Annotated in this window: 17 protein-coding genes and 3 pseudogenes; 7 read left to right on the top strand and 13 right to left on the bottom strand. The window is 37.0% G+C overall.

The genetic code is table 11. The annotated features are described in order from the left end of the window. Both FTV52_RS13060 and FTV52_RS13055 read right to left on the bottom strand, forming a co-directional pair. Positions 1-339: pseudogene (locus tag FTV52_RS13060) on the bottom strand (IS6-like element IS1006 family transposase); the annotation flags it as partial. A gap of 62 nt (positions 340-401) precedes the next feature. Continuing rightward, positions 402-608 (bottom strand): annotated as a pseudogene (locus FTV52_RS13055) (transposase); the annotation flags it as partial. A 137-nt stretch (positions 609-745) separates the two neighbouring features. Here FTV52_RS13055 and FTV52_RS13050 point away from each other — a divergent pair. The 3 genes from FTV52_RS13050 (at position 746) to adeS (ending at position 3038) form a co-directional block, all read left to right on the top strand. Beyond that, positions 746-1081, top strand: coding sequence for a hypothetical protein (locus FTV52_RS13050; protein WP_225456439.1), 336 nt, complete (start codon positions 746-748; stop codon positions 1079-1081). A 123-nt stretch (positions 1082-1204) separates the two neighbouring features. Then, positions 1205-1933 carry an efflux system response regulator transcription factor AdeR gene (adeR, locus tag FTV52_RS13045; RefSeq protein ID WP_020752724.1) on the top strand — a complete coding sequence of 243 codons (729 nt, stop codon included), beginning with the start codon at positions 1205-1207 and terminating at the stop codon, positions 1931-1933. Next, entirely contained in the window at positions 1923-3038 is a 1116-nt protein-coding gene (adeS, locus tag FTV52_RS13040) for a two-component sensor histidine kinase AdeS (RefSeq protein ID WP_099143579.1), read from the top strand. Before adeR ends, adeS begins: the two co-directional genes overlap by 11 nt. 103 nt (positions 3039-3141) lie before the next feature. On the opposite strand, the gene FTV52_RS13035 is transcribed toward adeS, so the two are convergent. The 6 genes and pseudogenes from FTV52_RS13035 to FTV52_RS13010 form a co-directional block, all read right to left on the bottom strand. Further along, the gene (locus FTV52_RS13035; protein ID WP_020752726.1) at positions 3142-4656 is read right to left on the bottom strand and encodes an MFS transporter; all 1515 of its coding nucleotides are present in this window, start codon (positions 4654-4656) and stop codon (positions 3142-3144) included. Between the two features lie 126 nt (positions 4657-4782). Beyond that, positions 4783-7887, bottom strand: coding sequence for a multidrug efflux RND transporter permease subunit (locus FTV52_RS13030; protein WP_271373169.1), 3105 nt, complete (start codon positions 7885-7887; stop codon positions 4783-4785). After that, on the bottom strand, positions 7884-9047 hold the full coding sequence (locus tag FTV52_RS13025) for an efflux RND transporter periplasmic adaptor subunit (RefSeq protein WP_077109212.1): 1164 nt from the start codon (positions 9045-9047) through the stop codon (positions 7884-7886). The genes FTV52_RS13030 and FTV52_RS13025 overlap by 4 nt, the downstream gene beginning before the upstream one ends. 376 nt (positions 9048-9423) lie before the next feature. Continuing rightward, a complete protein-coding gene (locus tag FTV52_RS13020) occupies positions 9424-11232 on the bottom strand; it encodes a hypothetical protein (protein ID WP_046267466.1) in 1809 nt (602 codons plus the stop codon). 263 nt (positions 11233-11495) lie between these two features. Beyond that, on the bottom strand, positions 11496-12059 hold the full coding sequence (locus FTV52_RS13015) for a recombinase family protein (protein ID WP_179990962.1): 564 nt from the start codon (positions 12057-12059) through the stop codon (positions 11496-11498). A gap of 770 nt (positions 12060-12829) precedes the next feature. Beyond that, positions 12830-12937 (bottom strand): annotated as a pseudogene (locus FTV52_RS13010) (IS3 family transposase); the annotation flags it as partial. A gap of 164 nt (positions 12938-13101) precedes the next feature. Here FTV52_RS13010 and FTV52_RS13005 point away from each other — a divergent pair. Together FTV52_RS13005 and FTV52_RS13000 are read left to right on the top strand one after the other, a co-directional pair. Beyond that, positions 13102-13350, top strand: a complete 249-nt coding sequence (locus FTV52_RS13005; RefSeq protein WP_179990960.1) for a type II toxin-antitoxin system Phd/YefM family antitoxin — start codon at positions 13102-13104, stop codon at positions 13348-13350. Beyond that, positions 13340-13627 carry a type II toxin-antitoxin system RelE/ParE family toxin gene (locus FTV52_RS13000; RefSeq protein ID WP_179990959.1) on the top strand — a complete coding sequence of 96 codons (288 nt, stop codon included), beginning with the start codon at positions 13340-13342 and terminating at the stop codon, positions 13625-13627. The genes FTV52_RS13005 and FTV52_RS13000 overlap by 11 nt, the downstream gene beginning before the upstream one ends. Positions 13628-13855: 228 nt before the next feature. Here FTV52_RS13000 and FTV52_RS12995 read toward each other — a convergent pair whose 3' ends face one another. Both FTV52_RS12995 and FTV52_RS12990 read right to left on the bottom strand, forming a co-directional pair. Next, positions 13856-14095, bottom strand: a complete 240-nt coding sequence (locus FTV52_RS12995) for a hypothetical protein (RefSeq protein ID WP_114837616.1) — start codon at positions 14093-14095, stop codon at positions 13856-13858. Between the two features lie 55 nt (positions 14096-14150). Continuing rightward, a complete protein-coding gene (locus FTV52_RS12990; protein WP_179990958.1) occupies positions 14151-15314 on the bottom strand; it encodes a DNA methyltransferase in 1164 nt (387 codons plus the stop codon). 290 nt (positions 15315-15604) lie between these two features. On the opposite strand from FTV52_RS12990, the gene FTV52_RS12985 reads away from it, so the two are divergent. Beyond that, positions 15605-15922, top strand: coding sequence for a hypothetical protein (locus FTV52_RS12985; protein WP_115729225.1), 318 nt, complete (start codon positions 15605-15607; stop codon positions 15920-15922). A 94-nt stretch (positions 15923-16016) separates the two neighbouring features. Here FTV52_RS12985 and FTV52_RS12980 read toward each other — a convergent pair whose 3' ends face one another. Together FTV52_RS12980 and FTV52_RS12975 are read right to left on the bottom strand one after the other, a co-directional pair. Then, positions 16017-16250, bottom strand: coding sequence for a hypothetical protein (locus FTV52_RS12980; protein WP_115729226.1), 234 nt, complete (start codon positions 16248-16250; stop codon positions 16017-16019). Further along, entirely contained in the window at positions 16247-16876 is a 630-nt protein-coding gene (locus tag FTV52_RS12975; RefSeq protein WP_115729227.1) for an AAA family ATPase, read from the bottom strand. The genes FTV52_RS12980 and FTV52_RS12975 overlap by 4 nt, the downstream gene beginning before the upstream one ends. Before the next feature lie 450 nt (positions 16877-17326). On the opposite strand from FTV52_RS12975, the gene repM reads away from it, so the two are divergent. Then, positions 17327-18241, top strand: a complete 915-nt coding sequence (gene repM / locus FTV52_RS12970) for a replication initiation protein RepM (RefSeq protein WP_179990957.1) — start codon at positions 17327-17329, stop codon at positions 18239-18241. 70 nt (positions 18242-18311) lie between these two features. Here repM and FTV52_RS12965 read toward each other — a convergent pair. After that, on the bottom strand, positions 18312-19543 hold a 1232-nt coding region (locus FTV52_RS12965; protein WP_257221754.1), incomplete at its 5' end, for a type I restriction enzyme endonuclease domain-containing protein.

Below are 19543 nucleotides of genomic sequence, written 5' to 3'. Positions count from 1 at the left end.
TTTGGTATTACGTCTAGAAGAAAGATAAAAATCAATGGTATCGCCACGTTGATCGACTGCACGATACAGATAAGACCATCGTCCATTCACTTTTACATAGGTTTCATCAATATGCCACGAGCTCAGATCTGTAGGATTACGCCAATACCAGCGTAAACGTTTTTCTATTTCAGGAGCATAACGTTGAACCCAACGGTAAATAGTCGTGTGATCAACATTCACACCCCGTTCGGCCAGCATTTCCTGCAGTTCACGATAGCTAATGCCATATTTACAATACCAGCGCACAGCCCAAAGAATGATTTCGCCCTGAAAATGCCGACCATGGAAAGGATTCATATGCTGCACCTTTAGCTAAAACAGTCTTCAGCTTACCATTCGTGGTTATTTGCAACAGTGCCCATTTTTTTTAGTCTGGTATTTTCTGCTTCCAGCTCTTTCAGTCGAGCCATCAATGAGGTATCCATACCGCCATATCTGGCACGCCATTTATAAAACGTGGCATTACTCATGCCATGTTCACGACAAAGGGTGGCTACAGGTGTGCCAGACTCCGCCTGTTTTAAAATGGACATGATCTGGCTGTCAGTAAATTTAGATGTTTTCATGCAGAATCTCCTGCTCGTATCTTAAGAGAAAATTCTACTTTTAGATCCTTTTATTTTTAGGGGGGATTACCGTATTAGTTGTATTAGCAATTTTTGGATTTAATTTTTATTTGTTTGATAAATCAGATTTTTTGAATATGAAGTGGGATACATTCTTATTCAAATTATTGATCAACGCACCTTTGATTTGGATTGCAACAATTGCGAATATAAATTTAAATCGTTTTTCTAAATTAGAGCAAGAATATTCTCATAAAGAAGCATTGGCTAAATCTTATGAACGGTACAAAACAGAAATTCAAGAGCTTGAAAAGTTAGGAGTTACTGGTTCAGAGGAGCTTAAATTAAAACTTTTAGAAATCAATCTTGAAGCATTTAAAGTTAACCCTGCGGAACATTCTGATAAAGCTAAGCCTGATTTCTCTATATGGGATTTGATTCAGAAGAAAAAAGATGAGAAACCTAGTGAGTAATTGAAGCTCAGGTACATTTTTCTCAATGTATTGGGTAAGCAGAAGTAGAATTCAGTTATTCTGAAATTTACAATTCAAACTGTTAAACTATTTACTTACCAAGATTTTATCCGAATAACTTGTATGTATCAGAACTTACAACATAGCTTTGAAAATAGCGTAATTCTCGTTGTAGAAGATGATTATGATATTGGTGACATTCTTGAAAAATACATAAAAAATGAAAACATGAAGGTCATCCGTGCATTGGATGGACAACAAGCTTTAGAGTGCTTAAAAGCCAACTCTATAGACCTGATTCTCCTTGATATTAAATTACCCAAACTAAATGGCTGGGAAATTCTACAAATCATCCGTCAAACAAGTCATTTACCTGTCATTATGCTGACTGCCTTAGATGATCAAGTGAATAAGATCATGGGGCTAAAAATGGGTGCTGATGATTTTATTATTAAACCATTTAACCCAAATGAAGTGATTGCGCGAATACAAGCCGTACTTAGACGAAGTACAAGCCAAAATACGGAAATAACTAATATTATTCGTTATAAAAATATTGAAATTAATCCAGATCATCATCAAGTTTACATTTCAAATGGTCAAAGAAATCAGCTGCTCAACCTTACGTTAACTGAGTATAAGATACTGGTTTTGATGGCAAAAACACCAAATAAAGTCTTTACACGCAATGAATTGATCCAAAACTGTATGCCTGAAAGTGATGCTTTAGATCGCACTGTAGATAGCCATATCAGCAAATTACGCAAAAAACTTGAAGAAAATTATGTAAATGGTTTATTAATCAATGTCCGTGGCGTGGGGTATCGCTTAGATCAAAATCATGAAATTTAACTTTTTTAAAAATTCAGTTGGAATTAACTTCCAGTTTATTATCATGATGAGCCTACTCAATTTAGGCATTACGCTGTTATCTTTCATGATTGGCTATTTTGTTTATAGCTGGGCGATAAAAATAGGTTTTCTAAATACGCAAGTTATTAATTCAAATGAATTTTCAGTTACCTCTGTTGACTTTATCTGGCTGTTTTTAGTGCTATTAACAGGCTTTTTTCTTTCTACTATCCTCGCCTTTAAATATGGAAAACGCTATACACAGCCAATTAGTGATTTAGCAGATGTTATTCAACAAATTCAACAAGGTAATTTAGCACTCAGAATTAAACAGCCACATCATGATATTCCACATGAAATCAAGTCCCTTATTGAGAACTTCAATGAAATGTCAAACCAACTTGAAGTATCAGTTAAGAATTCAACTGTTTGGAATGCTGCAATTGCACATGAATTACGAACACCTGTGACAATATTACAAGGTCGCTTGCAAGGTATTGTCGATGGTATATTTATTGCCGATCAAGCTTTACACCTAAGCTTATTGAACCAAGTCGAAGGCTTATCTTACCTTGTGGAAGATTTACGGACACTGACACTTATTGAAAATAAACAATTACGTTTAGAACTAGAAAAGACCAATTTAAAAGATAGTATTGAAAAATGTCTGCAGATGTTTAATGAACGGTTTCAGGTTAAAGGTTTAACTATTATTTTAAATTTGACGGATAAATTGGTTTGCGTTGATATAAGAAGGATGGAACAAGTCTTTATTGCATTATTTTCTAATTTTCTAAGATATTCGAATGCTGGACAAATCAATATTACAACGATGGCCACAGCAGAACATTGGCTATTAATGTTTGAAGATGAAGGTCCTGGTATTGATGAATCGCATCTTGCACATCTGTTCAAGCCATTCTATCGTCTGGAAGACTCTAGATCACGTCTAGATGGCGGTACTGGATTAGGCTTGGCAGTGATTGATGCAATTATTGAAGCACACCAAGGTCATATTTATTATTCTAAATCCAAAAACTTAGGTGGCAGCTGTTTTACTATTCAACTAAATCGTATAAATCGTAAGACATCAACTCATTTATAATGTGTTAAGTTCAGATCAATACGGCTTCATTTAAACCATAAATTTAAGATAAATTGATGTCTGAACTTAACCATTCTGTTTGATGATCCTCAAATAAATTTCATTACAATGAATTCTCATCTCGATATTTCGCTAGCATAAAAAATACCACAATGGAGAGTATGCCGATGATAATCCCTGCTGTTAATAATAAATTAACATGAGCTGAACTGAAGGCAATTTTACCTGCGTTAATCAATGCTGTACCTTGTTCAACGGGTAACTGGCTAGCCACTAAATAGGTATCACCAATCGATAGTCTGGCTTTTTCTGCTAAAACAGCAGTTAAATCTGACGGCACTTGAAGATGACTGCCAAATATATAGGCCATGAAAACACCAAATAAAGTAATACCTAGTCCTGTACCCAGTTCATAACCTGTACTTTCAAGTGAACCTGCCGCACCGCCCTTTTCTGCAGGTACTGAGCCCATGATCGCAATGGATGAAGCTGTTAAACCGATACTTAGAGTGAGTCCAATTGAAGCTAAAATAAAGGGAACAATAATTCCCGGATGATGAAAATCTGAATAACTCAAACTGATCAACGCAATTGCTGCCAATATTAATGAAAATGTTGCAACTAGACGCAGTCCGAATTTATTAGATAAAAATCCAGCAATAGGCCCACCAATAGCAGCAGCAACCATAATCGGAACCATAAAAAGACCAGCTTGTAGTGGTGTTAAACGAATGACATATTGCAGCTCCATCGCTAAGGTTAATTCCACACCTGCCAAAGCGCCTGCAGCAACCATTGCCATAATAATGCCTGCTAAAATAGCAGGGCGTGAAAATAGTGAAAGATCTAGCATCGGTTGAGGAGAATTCAGCTGTTTGCGTACAAATATGGTTAATAATCCAATAGAAAAAATGACTAAAGGAAGGACAATTAACAACGACTGTTTACCGCCTAAGCCTGCTTTGAGCGCATATACAAATGAAACCAAACCGAAAATTAGCAATAGCGCCTGACCAAATGCCCAATGTCCAGAGGTTACAGCTTCATTTTTGGATAATAAGAAATAGCACATTGGGGCGACAACTAACATGATTGGGACATTAATGAGGAAAACTGAACCCCACCAGAAATATTCTAACAATCCACCACCAATGAGCGGTCCAATGGCGGCACCGGCTGATCCGATTGTGCCCCAAATACCCAGCGCAATGGCACGTTCGCGACTGTCTTCGAAGGTTCTGCGAATAATACCCAATACACAGGGCATAATCATGGCACCGCCTAATGCTAATAAAGCACGTGCGGCAATCAGCATAGAAGCCGTTTGGGAAAATGCCGCAAGGACTGAGGCAATTCCAAATATAACCAAGCCAATCAGCAGAATCTTACGATTGCCGACACGATCAGCCAAAGTTCCCATCGGAACTAAAAGTCCAGCCATAAGTAATGGATAAATATCAATAATCCATAAGACTTGGTTGCTTGAGGCACTCAATGATTGGGTTAATGATGGAACCGCAACATGCAGTACAGTCATATCAATCACAATCGGCAGAAATGCAAGCACGACAGCGAGCAATATCCACCAGCGTTTCGGATCAAGATTCGTAGCTTTCATGATCAAACCTATATTGATGGTTTATTAAATCAATTCTGAAATAAAGATGTAAATGAAAGATTTGTTGTGGGCTAAACTCGTTAACCCACAGCTTTTATATTTAGCTTTTATTCTCAGTTTTGATGCTTAATGTGCCGCTTTACGTTTCGAGAATTTCTCAACCATGCTCATGACGACAATAAAGAAAATCGGTACAAAAATAACAGCTAGAATTGTTGCGCTGATCATGCCGCCAAAGACGCCTGTACCAATCGCTTTTTGAGTTTCAGAACTAGCGCCACTGGCAATGACTAAAGGAATAACGCCACAGGTAAATGCCAAAGATGTCATTAGGATTGGACGTAAGCGCAATTTAGCGGCTGCAACGGTTGCCTCCACTAAACCCATTCCTTCTTCTCTTAATGCTTTTGCAAACTCAACAATCAAAATGGCATTCTTTGCAGATAGACCAATAATCGTGATCATGCCGACCTTAAAGAAAATATCATTTGGCATACCACGTAACATTACTGCTAAAAAGGCGCCAATCAACCCTAGAGGGACAACTAGCATCACAGAGAATGGAATTGACCAGCTTTCATAAAGTGCTGCCAAGACAAGGAAAACGACTAACATCGACAACAGTAATAAAAACAAGGTTTGTGATTCCGACTGTTTTTCTTCTAGAGAAATCCCAGTCCACTCATAACCCACACCTTTCGGAAGCTGTTTAATCAAATTTTCCATCTCAGTCATGGCTTGTCCTGAAGATACACCTGCTGCTGGACTGCCAGAAATACTCAATGATGGACGACCGTTGTAACGATTGTATTGTTGTGGTGAATGTTGCCAAATGGGTGTAATTATTTCAGACATTGAAACCAATTTACCGCTTTGACTGTTCACTTTAATCTGAAGAATATCTTCAATACTCATGCGTGATTTGGAATCAAGCTGCACTATGACTTGCTGCATGCGGTCTTGATTTGGAAAGTCATTGATGTACATCGAACCCATTGAGGTTGAAATAATATCGGTCACATCACTGAAATTAACACCTAATGCCTGCAATTTATCTCTATCAATTTTAAGCTGTACAGAACTGCCATCTGGCAAACCTTCAGGATAGACCTCCGCCACGATTTTACTTTGTGCTGCTAATGCTAAAAGCTGATCTTGCGCTTCTCTTAAAGCAGGCATGCCAATATTGCCACGATCTAATAATCTCAGTGAAAAACCAGATGAGTTACCTAATTCATCAATGGCTGGTGGTAACACAGACATGGTTTGACCTTCTGAACTTTCAGCCATCGCTATATTTGCATTATTCACGACTTCTTGTGCCGTAATAGTACGCTCTTCGAATGGCAATAGATTAGTAAAATACATCGCTGTATTCTGACCAGAACCACTAAAACCAAAACCTAAGACTGCCATATTGTCTTTAATACCCGTTTCTTGGTCTAAATGATTTTGAAACTCAGCAACGACTTTACGGGTACGTTCTTGAGTTGCATCCGCAGGAAGCTGAATTGAAGTCATAAACCACCCCTGATCTTCTTCTGGCATAAACGCAGTCGGAACGTGTTTAAAACTAAAAATCAGCACAATGACAATGCCTAAGAAACATAACATTGCGAGGGTTTTATGTTTAATTACTTTAAATAAACTACGTTCGTAGCGATTGTTCAGCTTCTCAAAACTGCGATCAAACCATGCAAAAACACCTTTTTTCTGATGGTCTTGATCAATCGGTTTTAACATTGTTGCACATAACGCAGGGGTTAATGTCAATGCAAGGAAAGCTGAGAATAAAATGGAAACTGACATGGTAATGGTGAATTGGCGATAGATAATCCCCACCGAGCCTGACGCCAATGCCATCGGCAAGAATACAGCGGCTAACACTAAGGTAATACCAATAATCGGATTGGTAATTTCCTTCATGGCTTTAGATGTGGCTTCAACTGGAGATAAACTTTCTGTCGCCATAATTCGTTCAACATTCTCAATGACCACAATCGCATCATCGACAATAATCCCAATCGCAAGCACCATGCCGAACATGGTCAGCACATTAATCGAAAAACCTGCAAGTAGCATGACTGAAAATGTGCCAAGCAATGCAATCGGTGCAACGATCGCTGGAATTAAGGTGTATCGAACATTATGTAAGAAAATAAACATGACAATAAAAACTAAAGCCATAGCTTCAAGCAATGTCATGATTACTTTTTCAATCGAAACTTTTACAAAAGGTGCAGTGTCGTAAGGTATAGAGAATTTCATACCATCAGGCAATGCTAGACTTAATTGTTCAATTTTTGCTTTTACACCCTCTGCAGTCTTAACAGCATTGGCACCAGGACTCATTTGTATCGCCACAGCTGTAGAGGCTTTACCATTTTCTAAAATCGCAAAGTTATACATTTGCGCACCAATTTCGACACGAGCAACATCCGATAATCGAACAATGGCACCATTTTGTTGAGCACGTAAACTAATGTTCTTGAATTGCTCTACAGTTTCTAATTGACCTTGAGCAGTCAAAGGAATGGTGATTTGTTGCCCCTTCAACGCAGGAACATCACCAATACGACCCGGTGATATCGGCAAGTTTTGGTTTTGGATGGCTGTATTCACATCTTGAATACTCAATCCATAAGAGACCAAGCGGTCTGGATCGACCCAAATTCGCATGGCTTTCTCAGCACCAAAGTTTTGGACTTTACCAACACCTTCGACCCGTTTTAATTCTTCAATTACATAGCGAGTCATATAGTCACTGACATCAATTTCACTATATTTGCCATTTGGTGAACTCAACCCCACCATCATTAAAAAACCAGATGATGCAGCATCAACCATCAGCCCCTGTTGTCGAACTGTTTGGGGTAGGCGCGACTCAATGGCTTTAATTTTGTTTTGTACATCAACTTGTGCCAGTTCTACATCTGTGCCTGGTTTAAAGGTTGCGGTGATTGTTGCTTCTCCAGAACTATCCGAACTTGAACTGTAATACAGTAAGTTCTTGACACCTGACATTTCCCGCTCAATCAATGTCACAACACTATCATTCAGTGTCTTTGGGGTAGCACCTGGATAGATTGCAGTAATACTGATCTGTGGTGGCGCAACACTCGGAAATCTTGCAATAGGTAACTTGGGAATACTGAGTACACCTAACAAAATAATAAATAAAGCGATCACCCATGCAAAAACAGGACGCTTAATGAAAAATTGAGACATTATTTCTTGCCTCCACTTTCCTGAGTATTTGTAGGTTGCCACTGCTTAATTTTTAGTTTTTGCTCAGGCTGTATACGATCAGCGCCTTCAACAATAACTTTTTCGCCTGCTTGTAATCCTTGTGTTACTACATAGCTATTTTGATAACGTTGACCAAGCTGAATAGGCTTGCTTTGCGCTAAACCTTTTTGATTAACAATCGTAACATTGGCTTTACCATTAATATCATGTTGAATCGCTTGTTCAGGTACTAACAGCGCATTTTCAACTTGAGCTCGGCTCATATTGACTCGAACATACATGCCTGGCAAAAGTTTTTGATTTTGATTATTGACTAGAATACGAATCGTGACATCACCCGTGTCAGGATCAACTTTAGTATCTGAAAATAGGATTTCACCTGTGACATTATAAGGTTTACCCTGACTATTCAGGATTTCAACCGTATGTTTGATGTTTGACACGTCACCTTGCTGCAAAGCTTCCTGTAGCTTTTCATAATCACTAATTGATTGCTTTACATCGACGTAGACTTTATTAATCTGTTGTATTACGGCCATCGCATTGCTATCGCCTTGACCAACCAATGCACCTTCAGTCACTAAGATTTCACCAATCGTTCCTGAGATGGGTGCTGTGACAGTGGCATATTTAAGATTGAGCTGCTGTCTACTTAACATAGCTTGCATTTGCGCCACATCGGCTTTTGCTTTTTTATAATCTGCTTCCGTATTGTTGTATTCCTGCTGACTAACCGCATTTACTTTTACCAATTCAGTGTAGCGTTTTAACAGCACCTGCAAACGTGTCACCTCAGCTTGTGCACGGTTTAAAGTAGCTTGATTGCTTTTTACATCTGCCTGAAAGATTTCAGAATTTAATTTAAAAAGTGGTTGACCTGCTTGCACATAAGAGCCTTGTTTAAAAAGCACTTTATCAACAATTCCACCTACTTGCGGACGAATTTCAGCAATCCGGTAAGCTGTAACACGGCCGGGAAGATTTTCAATTACATTCATAGATTGCGGTAATACAGTGATGGTACTGACCACCACCGGCGGCATTTCTGCTGCGGACTGTTCAGCATCTTTGGATTGTGTACAGCCGATCAAAAGTACAGTTGTAATAAGTATTGAACTTATTAAATGATGACATGTTTGCATGTTTTTTCAGAGAGAGTTTTAGATGCTACTATTTTGAAATAGCAGTGTTTATGAATTGCTAATGTTATGTGGAGATTGTGTGGAGAAAACTGTTAAATGGGAAGTAATTTTAATTTGGCTGAAACTATTATTAATAATAAACACTTGATTTTGTTAAGCTAAATTATTGTTTTATAATAACTTTATTAATATTGGTTGATTGAGAAACCTGTTGGAAGTTTTAGATATATTTCATACTATTCTTTATATGAGTTATCTATTTAAAAAGAAGTAATAAAGAAGCTAATGGATCATTTTGAAGTAGAAGTTTTAAAACAAGCTGCTTCGTAATTCTTCAATAAATACGAAGCATATTTTAGTAAATTTAATTCTCTATTTATAATTTTTTCTTTTTTATTAATATTTTGAAAATTTTATTAAAACTTGCAACCCAATCAGCTTGGTCAGTATGCATGTGCTTCATGGCTCTTTTTTGATTGAAGTTAGTCTTGCAAATATCGAACCATTTTTTTGTTCCTTTTTTCCCCTCAATTGCTTCACAAATCATGGTTATATTTTTTTCATTAAGCATCTCTTTGGTAATAAATAGAAAAAAACAAAATGCTTCATTATTTTTGTTATTTTTCTTAATATCAATAAGGTAAAGATGATCATGAAATTCGGCTAACTCTAACTTTAAAAACAAAAGTAATCTTCCAACGTCATCGTTAATCCAAGTATTATGAATAGGGAATTTAACGATGGGCTTTATCTGTAAAAGTGAAAAGGTGTCTGAAAGATTTCCACTTTGATCAATGCAAGATACTTTAGTTAATTTAGTAGAATCTTTTTTAGCTTCAATGTTTTTTAAACTACTAAATATAAGAGCAAGATCATCTACATCTAGTTTATTCGGTTTTTTTTCTGAATTTTCAGATTTTGTAGGTTTATTCTTTCTATTGCCATAACGGTTGCCTGATGATTCTTCATCTTTATTTTCATTTTTTTCTTTACTTTCAATATATTGTATATTTGATTCAGTTTCAATTACTTCTTCAATAATCTCAATATCGAAGTCAGTAAAATCTACTGAAATATCAGTCTGTTTTTTATTTTCACCTCTGTTGTGAGATGGGTCTTCTTGGGTGTTGATACGAGTGTTATTGCGTTTTTTTTTGTTTCGACCTTGTCTATGAACTTTATCTTTATCAATGGTTTCTATCTGTTCCTCTGATTCTGTTACAGGTGCATAAGCTACTATAGGAAAATCAGCAATAGGAGAAACTTTAGATACGTGTGTAATTAAAAATCGTTTTCCATTTTCAAGCCAAATACCTTCGGCAGTTAAGCTCATTGTTGTTGAATGCGGAGGAATTACACTAGGAAATCTAGATGGATATGGCTTTCCAGTTTTATCGAGTTTTATGTCATTTAACGAATTTCGTATATTTAGCACTTTTTCTTGGGTGTTTTTGTTTAGTGCTAGATTTGCCAAAAATGTGATCGCTTCTTTTCCTATGGTTTTAACCATATTTTTTTTCAGTACAACAGATATTTTTTCAACATTTTCAACATTTTCAACATTTTGAATTTCATATTTTTCTAAAAATAAATCAACTATATGTGAAATACTGTAATTTTCATTGATGATATGGCCTCTAATGTCCTTTCTTGCAGGGATATAAAAAGCATGGAGTGAATGAATACAACTTGTAAGTACTTCGATATTATCATTTGATTTTAAAATACAATATTTACTCATTAAAAATGGGTAATATCTAAAAGGCACATTTGCACTGTATTCATTTTTAGGAATGAATATTTTTTCATTATATAAGTAGTATTCGTCTGAATCAGGAATCTTAGCATCAAATCTAATGATCTTTGGTTCGTTAATGGAAAAATCAAACTCAAAATTAACTGTTCTCAGACAGTTATTAAAAGAGAATTTTCTTCCCTCTATTCGTGTTTGGCCTTTCCATATTGTGCCAATTTGTACTGTATCCAAATCTCGAAAAGTGACATCATATTTGTTGTAAGAATTTTCAGATACATTTAAACGATTAGGGTTTGCCGCATCAAGCTCAACAAGTAGAACTTCAATTAATATATTGTCAGATTCAGAACTCGAATTTAACTTTAAACAACTATATAGGTAGACAACTCGTTCGATTTCATCATCAGGAAATGAGTCAATAGAGGTCATATCAGAATATACTCTAATAAAGGTTATTATAAAAAAGAAATTATGAGTTATTAATAGTCTATTTTTATATATTTGACTAGCTTCTATTTTTGTAAACTAGCTTTTATTTTTGTAAGTGACAAATTGGTTGTGCGGTAGATTTTGTGTGTAGGCTTCTTCATTTGAAAATTATATCGCTGAAAAAGCCTTTACAGATAGGTTTGTGCAACAAAGCCGTTAACATGCTAATTTGAACTGCCACCACTCTCCTAGACAAATTCCATCTACTCTCTTTTTAAATATCGATAAACAGCCTGTCGGCTAATACCAAATGCTTTTGCCAAATCAACTTTGGATGAATACTTTCCTTGAGTCCAGTCTTGTCGTAAAGCCTCAGCCTGCTCAGGCTTCAATTTATGTACCCGGCCTTTGTACTTCCCTTGAGCAGAGGCAAGTTTAATTCCTTCCTTTTGCCGCTCTAAAATGATCTCACGTTCGAACTGTGCAAAAGCACCCATCAGTTGCAGCATTAAATTATCCATCGGGGTGGATTGAGCAGTGAATGTAATATTTTCTTTTACAAACTGGATGGCGATCCCTCTTTTAACCAGTTTATCTACTTCAGTGACCAAATCTTTTAGACTGCGTGCAAAACGATCCATGGAATGTACAATTACCCTGTCCCCTTCCCGGACATAGTTCAACATTTCTTGAAATTTCAGTCGGTCGGTATTTTTACCAGAAGCACGGTCAACAAAAATCCGGTCGACTTCAATTCCCTCAAGTTGACGTCCAGTATTTTGCTCGGCTGAACTGACTCGGACATAGCCTACTTTTTGACCTTTCACTCTTTTACACCCCAATTGGATAAAAATGAACAATTTCGTAAGTTATAAATCTTAAATATTAAAGTTACATGTTACTTATGATTAAAAATCATTTAAATGATACATGGTTTTATGAACTTTTAAAGTGTTACTTTAGGGTGTACTCTAAATTCACATAAAATTTCTTTGTAAGTTTCGAGTAAAGTTCTATAAAATCACCTAAATTTTTAATTCATGATTCAAGTTATTGAATATATTTAATTTTAGTTCATTAAATTTTTTTTGATTTTTTGCATAAAAAACTGTAAATTATTAATTAATCACAGCATATATTCTTAATATTGTTGTGAGTCACCGCGAATGCGGTTTATAGAGTGTCTTTTAAAGTCGGCTTGGATGGTTATATGTGAGTCACCGCGAATGCGGTTTATAGATTGGATCTGAAGTGATTACCTCTCATGTGAAGGTGAGTCACCGCGAATGCGGTTTATAGATATAAAGTGATTGGCAAGCTTAAGCAGGGTATGTGAGTCACCGCGAATGCGGTTTGTAGAATACCCATGCCCAACACAATGCTTGCAGCAGTGTGAGTCACCGCGAATGCGGTTTTTGAGTTATCGTATAGGCGATTTTTAGATCCTTTCAAGCCACTGAAAGTTATACTCATTTGTAAGTTATCGCATATGCGATTTTCAGAAAGCCCATTTTAAAAATGGGCTTTTTTGATGGTGAGTTATCGCATGATTTTGAAATTAGTTATTTAAGATTCTCTATAAACATGTCACCTTTCGCTCCAACGCATCAACTGATTTAAATTCCTCACCATAGCAACACTCTGATTTTAGTATTCCAAAGAAGCTCTCCATTGCAGCATTATCTAGGCAGTTGCCTTTAGCCGAATCAACTACACATTCAAAGATTTATTGCTCTTTTAGTATTCATTTATGTTTCTTGTAAGAGTTTTTAAAAGTACATTTAATCATGCTTTTAAGTGTGCTATTGTTCCTGCATTACTTGTAGTAATTCACCCAGACGCCAAACACTATTCTATAGAGACTTAACCATGACTCAATTAATCCATGCGCGAATGACTGCAAGTATTACTGAACTCAAAAAGAGTCCGATGGATACAGTGCTCGCAGGAAAAGGTGAACCTGTAGCAATCCTCAATCGTAATACACCAGCGTTTTACTGTGTTCCTGCTGATCTATATGAAACGATGATAGAGCAACTAGAAGACTTGGAACTGAATAAGATTGCAGATGCTCGTGCGAATCAGAAACGCGTTCGAGTAAATATTGATGACCTATAAGTTAGACTTTTTAGAAGAAGCATTAGCAGAATGGAACAAGCTGAATCCAAGCATTAAGCAACCATTGAAGAAGAAGTTGATCAAGGTTTTGGAGAATCCTCGTATTCCCAAAAACAAGCTGTCAGGACATCCTAACCGCTACAAGATTAAACTTCGTTGTATTGGTTATCGTCTGGTTTATGAAGTCGTTGATGATGAGGTAGTTGTCATCGTGATTGCTGTAGGCAGACGTGAAAACAATGCCGTCTATGATGATGCCAACTCTCGTCATTCATAAATGATGTAATGCCAATAAGCATGATATGCCCATGAATACATTTGTGCTTATGGGCATTTTTTATCTCAGTATCATCTGATTGGATAGTTGTTTATTGCAACTTATTTGAAACTAATTAAGAACTAAAATAAAACCAATATGTAACTAATTTATGGGGTGCTGCTTAATACAGACAGGATTCATTCAGAACATTTAAGCAATCACATACTGCCACAACCAAACCAATAATCACATTACACCTAAAATCACTGCTGCATAGGCGTGTAAAATCAAATAAACAAAGGTAATCCAGCCACTTGCTCCATCGACCTCACGACCTGAATATTCGCACAACACTACAAAAGTTACAGCCAATATCTCCATCACAATCGTTGTTTTCAATACCCATGACCAAGGAAAATGCAGCAACCACACCCAAGCAATAAAAAGCAGTGCAACCGTGAGTAAAATATTACTGAGCTGTCCCAAGATTTTTAATGACCTACTCCGAGCCGTTCAGAGCTCAAAGTTTTTTCCTACAAATTTAATCACTTAAGATGACTCTAAGGTTATTTAAAAGACTTAAATGTTTGAATTTTTTATTTTGTACCTTATACACAGGGCTAGGATTAGCGAACTCATTAGAGATAAATTCTGGAGTTGTAATAGCCCTTGCCAAATTTTTCGAGCAAAAGTCTTTGTCCAAATAACGCAATGTAAATAAAAAGGACTCTATATTAGGTGTTACTGCAATCCATTTTCTATTTAAGTTATTTGCCGCATTCAAGCAGACGCTATCAAAGCTGCAAGCATCCAATATTAGGGAATCTTCATTGGTACTGGATTTAATAATAACCTCATAGGCTTTTTGCAGATTTTTAATTTGGTATGTTGAGTTTTTTGCTGATGCTAAGTCCCAATAGTCTGTATATCTAACACCGGTATCACTTTTAACATAATCTTTTAAACGTGGATTGCCTGTTCTGGACCAATGAATAAGACCCTGTTGATCAAGTTCATCCATTTTTTCTGGAGAAAAACGCCAATGCTTACCTTCGGGTGGATTCATATCCCTCCATTGCCTACCAGTTTCACCATGTTTTCGCACACCAGGAACATGTAAAGGCATAAGTCTAAATTGCCCCAGTGCATCCACATGAGGAAACTTTTTAGCTAAATTATCATCTGTGATTGTCTGGATCACATCATTCCAAATAAAGTTATCTGTTTTAGTATAAAAAAGGATTACCTCATGAGCTGTTTTAGTAAAGCCTTTTGATGCTTTAAATGAAGAATTATGGGTTTTTAGTAAAATTTGATTCACACACCTAGCTTCGCCAAAAACTTTATCTAATATTACTTGGAATTCACTCATTAGATGAAGGTTGGAAACATGTACATATAAACTACCTTTATCAGTAAGTAATTGTCTCAATAATTCAAAATATTGACGGTAATGTTTAAGTACAGAATCTTTGTTTTTAAAGAGCCCCACAAAAATAAAAAAATCGATCTCTGGTTTTATAATAATCAAATCAAACTCTTTAGATTGTGAAACAAGTGTATGTAAAGAGTTTATTTCATTCCCAACAATGATATCAAAGTCATTGATTTCATATTTTATTTTTTCAAAATCTTTATCAGAAATACCCGTGTTGCTATTTTCAAAGAAATGGCTAAAAGAAGGGAATGCAACAAACTCATCCATTGAAGTGTCTCAAAAAAAATAGCTATTCGTACGGATTATATGATTGACAACCTTCATAAAACAAGTTAATTTTTTTGGTAACCATATTGGTTACCAAAAAAATGGTTTAAAAAAAAGAGCTTTAAAAACTCTTTTTCCCATTTATTACGATCATAAGAATATGAGGCAATAAACTACGCCACTTGATAGGTTAGCGTAGGGATTTTTTCATAGTAGATATCGAAAGTAAAGTTATCTATATCCTCATTGTCTCTAGTTCTTGTGATCCTTTACTTTACAAGGATAAATTTATGCCAAATGTGTATACAGCCCACAATAACTTAGACTTGATGTACCGAGAGGAAAAAATCCGGAAGGGTTTTCAGAAAGAGGTCATTAAATCTGTTTTACAGAAGCTTTATGATTTTATGAGTTATGATTCTGAAAATTCATCGAACAAGATGATCACTCATTTTGGATTGAATGAATATTCTAGTCATTCTGCACATCAAGAGAAATTAGAAAAGTGGCTTCAACAAGAAATTTCAGAAGTTTACCTGCATGAGATAAGTCAGGAAGAAGTCGTTGAGATTTTATGGAAGAAAATTCTCGACATCATTAGCCATTAATTTTTATAGGGACTGTGCTAGATTAACTTAGTACAGCCCCTATATTAAAACTAATTTATAACTAAATTAGTTTCAAATTGATTTTTATTTAGTTTCATTCTTCCTTTAACTTCTTCAATGCAAATCTAATAATGCCATTGTGAGTTTGGCCATATTTCTCTGCCAACTCAGTCAACAGCCTATACTCATACTCGTTCATCGGAATCGTATGCGTCTTAAATTTTCTGGAAGCTTTAGGGTCTAGCTTTGGTGTGGTTTGCTCATTAGCTCCATTGATGAAGGCTTCTATATCAGGAGCCGTCTTTGTAATTTCCCTTTTCTTAATCATACAAGAAGTTCCTTCATGAATGCCTCAAACTCTTCTATTGCTTTTGGGTTATTGGATTCAACAACACCTTTACCTTCAGCAGTGACATCACGATAAACCTTGCGATCATGGATCACGGATGACAACGCTGTGAACAATGGGAAGTCAGCGAGATAATCGTTCGCTTGCTGTACTTCAGATACTGATGGATTTGTTGGGGCCAATGTTAGTAGTCCAAATGGCTTCAGTTCCTCATTAAAGGACTTCGCCTGATCAATCATTTCTGATAGATGAGGTAGAGTATCCAAGTCGAATTGGGATGGCCTAAATGGCACTACCAGGTAATGAGCCGTTAACATTGCTGTTCTAAGCTCTTTGCTGTCATGTCCAGCAACATCGACAATCACATAATCATAACGGCTATCTAGGTCTTTCAATGTGTTCTTGATGTCGCCATAGCGTTGAACACAATGCACTTTAGGTAAGTTAGTGTCATCTCTGTCTTTAACCCAATTAGCTGAACTTTGCTGAGGATCAGCATCAACTAACACAATGTCTTTGTTATGTTTAGCAAGATATGCTGCAATGTTGATGGCTATTGTTGATTTACCACATCCACCTTTTTGGCTTCCAATTAATAGAATCATTTTACTTGTAATTTGTAACTAATTTGAATTCAATATAGTTGCATTTTTAAGTGGTGTAAATGATTACTTGAGAAATTCTGTTATCTGCCGATTCAGCATTAGTCTACATTTTCCCACCTAAACGATGGTTATTCTTCATACTGATTCATCACTGTAAATTGATACTCGTAAAACAAGAAATTCTCTTAAATTTTGAAGCAGTAATCTTTTTATTTTTAAATACTTTTAATCTTTTTATTTTTAAGACCTCTGTAAGCCTTATATAGCAATCGTTTCAGAGGTGATAAGTCTACGTTTTCCCACCTTTAAGTCTACATTTTCCCACCTTTAAGTCTACATTTTCCCACCCATAAGTCTACGTTTTCCCACCTTTAAGTCTACATTTTCCCACCTTGTACCTACACTGTTTGTTGATGTATGCTAATTGGATAATTACATGGGGAAACCTCAGTGAAAAATGACCTCGTAGTGAAAGATAATGCGTTAATCAATGCTAGCTATAATTTAGACACAACAGAACAACGATTGATTCTCTTGGCGATTGTGCAGGCAAGAGAAGTAAGCAAGGATGTGGACGCTAATAGCACGTTAGAGGTTCATGCTCATCATTACATGAAGCAATTCAATGTTGATAAGCATGCAGCCTATGAGGGGCTTAAAAACGCTGCTAGCAACCTATTTGAGCGCAAATTCAGTTACAAGGGTATCCATGAGGGAACTCAACAGGAAAAGATCGTCAAATCACGGTGGGTTTCCAAAATAGCCTATGTTGATTCTGCAGGTATCGTAGAACTCACTTTTGCACCTGATGTCATTCCATTGATTACGCAGCTTGAGAAGTCATTCACTGCTTACGAACTTAAGCAAATTAGCTCTCTTACAAGTAAGTATGCTATTCGCCTTTACGAGTTACTCATCCAATGGCGTAGTGTTGGAAAGACACCTATGTTTGATATTGATGACTTTCGATTCAAGCTTGGGTTAGTTGAAGGTGAATATGCAAAGATGGCGAACTTTAAGGTTCGAGTACTAGATATAGCATTAAACCAGATCAATGAACTGACTGATATCACAGCTTCTTACGAACAACACAAAGTAGGGCGTACGATTAGTGGTTTCTCTTTTTCATTCAAACCTAAGCAACTTGTGGATGCAATTACGCATAATAAACCTAAGAAATTGACAGATAAACAGATTCAATTCTTTGCCAACAAGCTAGCTCACCATGATCCATTTGCAAGCAAAAAAGCTGCAGTAGGGGAAAGCTATGCTGATCTAGAGAAAAGGCTTCTGATTGAACTACAAGATGTCGAGTTTGTCAGAAAGTATGCTGGTGTTCTCAAAGAGTTAGGCCTCGAGGTATGATATGCAACTAGATTAGTTGTTATGTAGAACTAATCTAGTTTTGTAATAATTTCAATTTGATTGCAAAGAATTAAGCGGCAGATAACTCATCTGCCAACTGCTCTGCCTGTTCAAGTACAGTCTCTGTCGCCAGTAAAGCCATATCAGGTGGGTAGCCATACTTCTTGAGTAAGCGCTTCACAATGACTCTCAGCTTCGCCCTGGCAGCTTCTTTGATGGTCCAATCCAAAGTTACATTCTTACGAATAGACTCAGTCAGCACAACAGCGAGTTCGCGCAGGATCTCTTTCTGCATCAACTCTCTAGCACTGTCATTGTCTGCAACTGCTGAATAGAATGCATATTCATATTCAGTCAGGTTGAGTTCCTCTGCCATTTTGTCTGACTCTTGGATTGCCTTAGCCAACTTGATGAGTTCATCAATCACTTCGGCTGCAGTCAGTACCTTGTTCTGATAGCCCTTGATCGCAGAGCTCAGCATCTCCATGAGCTTTTTACCTTGCGTGACACTACGCTGCTCTCGCATCTTGATCTCATCACTTAGGAGCTTCTTGAGGGTCTCCAATGCAATGTTCTTGTGCTTGTAGCCTTTCATCTCCTGCATGAACTCATCAGAGAGAATGGAAATGTCTGGTTTCTGGATTCCTGCTGCATCAAAGATGTCGACTACCTGTTCAGTCACAAGCGCCTGGTCAATGGTCTGTTTGACCTTGGCTTCCAATTCAGCATTGCTCAGGCCTGAGACTTTTCCTGAACCATCACTGAACTTGGCCAGTCGTGCTTTCACAGCCTGGAAGAATGCAACCACTGGTGCTGCTTCCATCGCATTTGGATGAGGGACAGCTAATGCAAATGCCTGTGACATGGCTGATACAGCATTAAGGAATCGTGTCTTACCTTCGCCCTGGTCCACACCGAGGATGTGTTCCTCAGCTTCAAGGATGATGTTGAGCTTTCGAGAGGTATCGGCTGTGAAGTATTCCTGGTAATTGAAGCCATGCATAATGCCATCAAGCACTTCAAGCTTCTCTTGCAGGATAGTCGCAGCTTCGTCCTGAACCAATGCAGGGTCACCCTTACCACCTGCTTCAGAGTAAAATGAAAGTGCTTCTTTCAGGTCAGATGCGATACCAAGGTAATCGACAACTAAGCCACCAATCTTGTCTTTGTAGACTCGGTTCACTCGTGCAATCGCTTGCATGAGGTTATGGCCTTTCATTGGCTTGTCGATGTAGAGCGTGTGCATACTCGGTGCATCGAAACCAGTCAGCCACATATCGCGAACAATCACGAGCTTCAGCT

It is taken from the genome of Acinetobacter sp. YH1901141, assembly GCF_013416935.1.
Classification (GTDB): Bacteria; Pseudomonadota; Gammaproteobacteria; order Pseudomonadales; family Moraxellaceae; genus Acinetobacter; species Acinetobacter towneri.
This window is presented reverse-complemented; position numbering and strand designations above follow the sequence as displayed.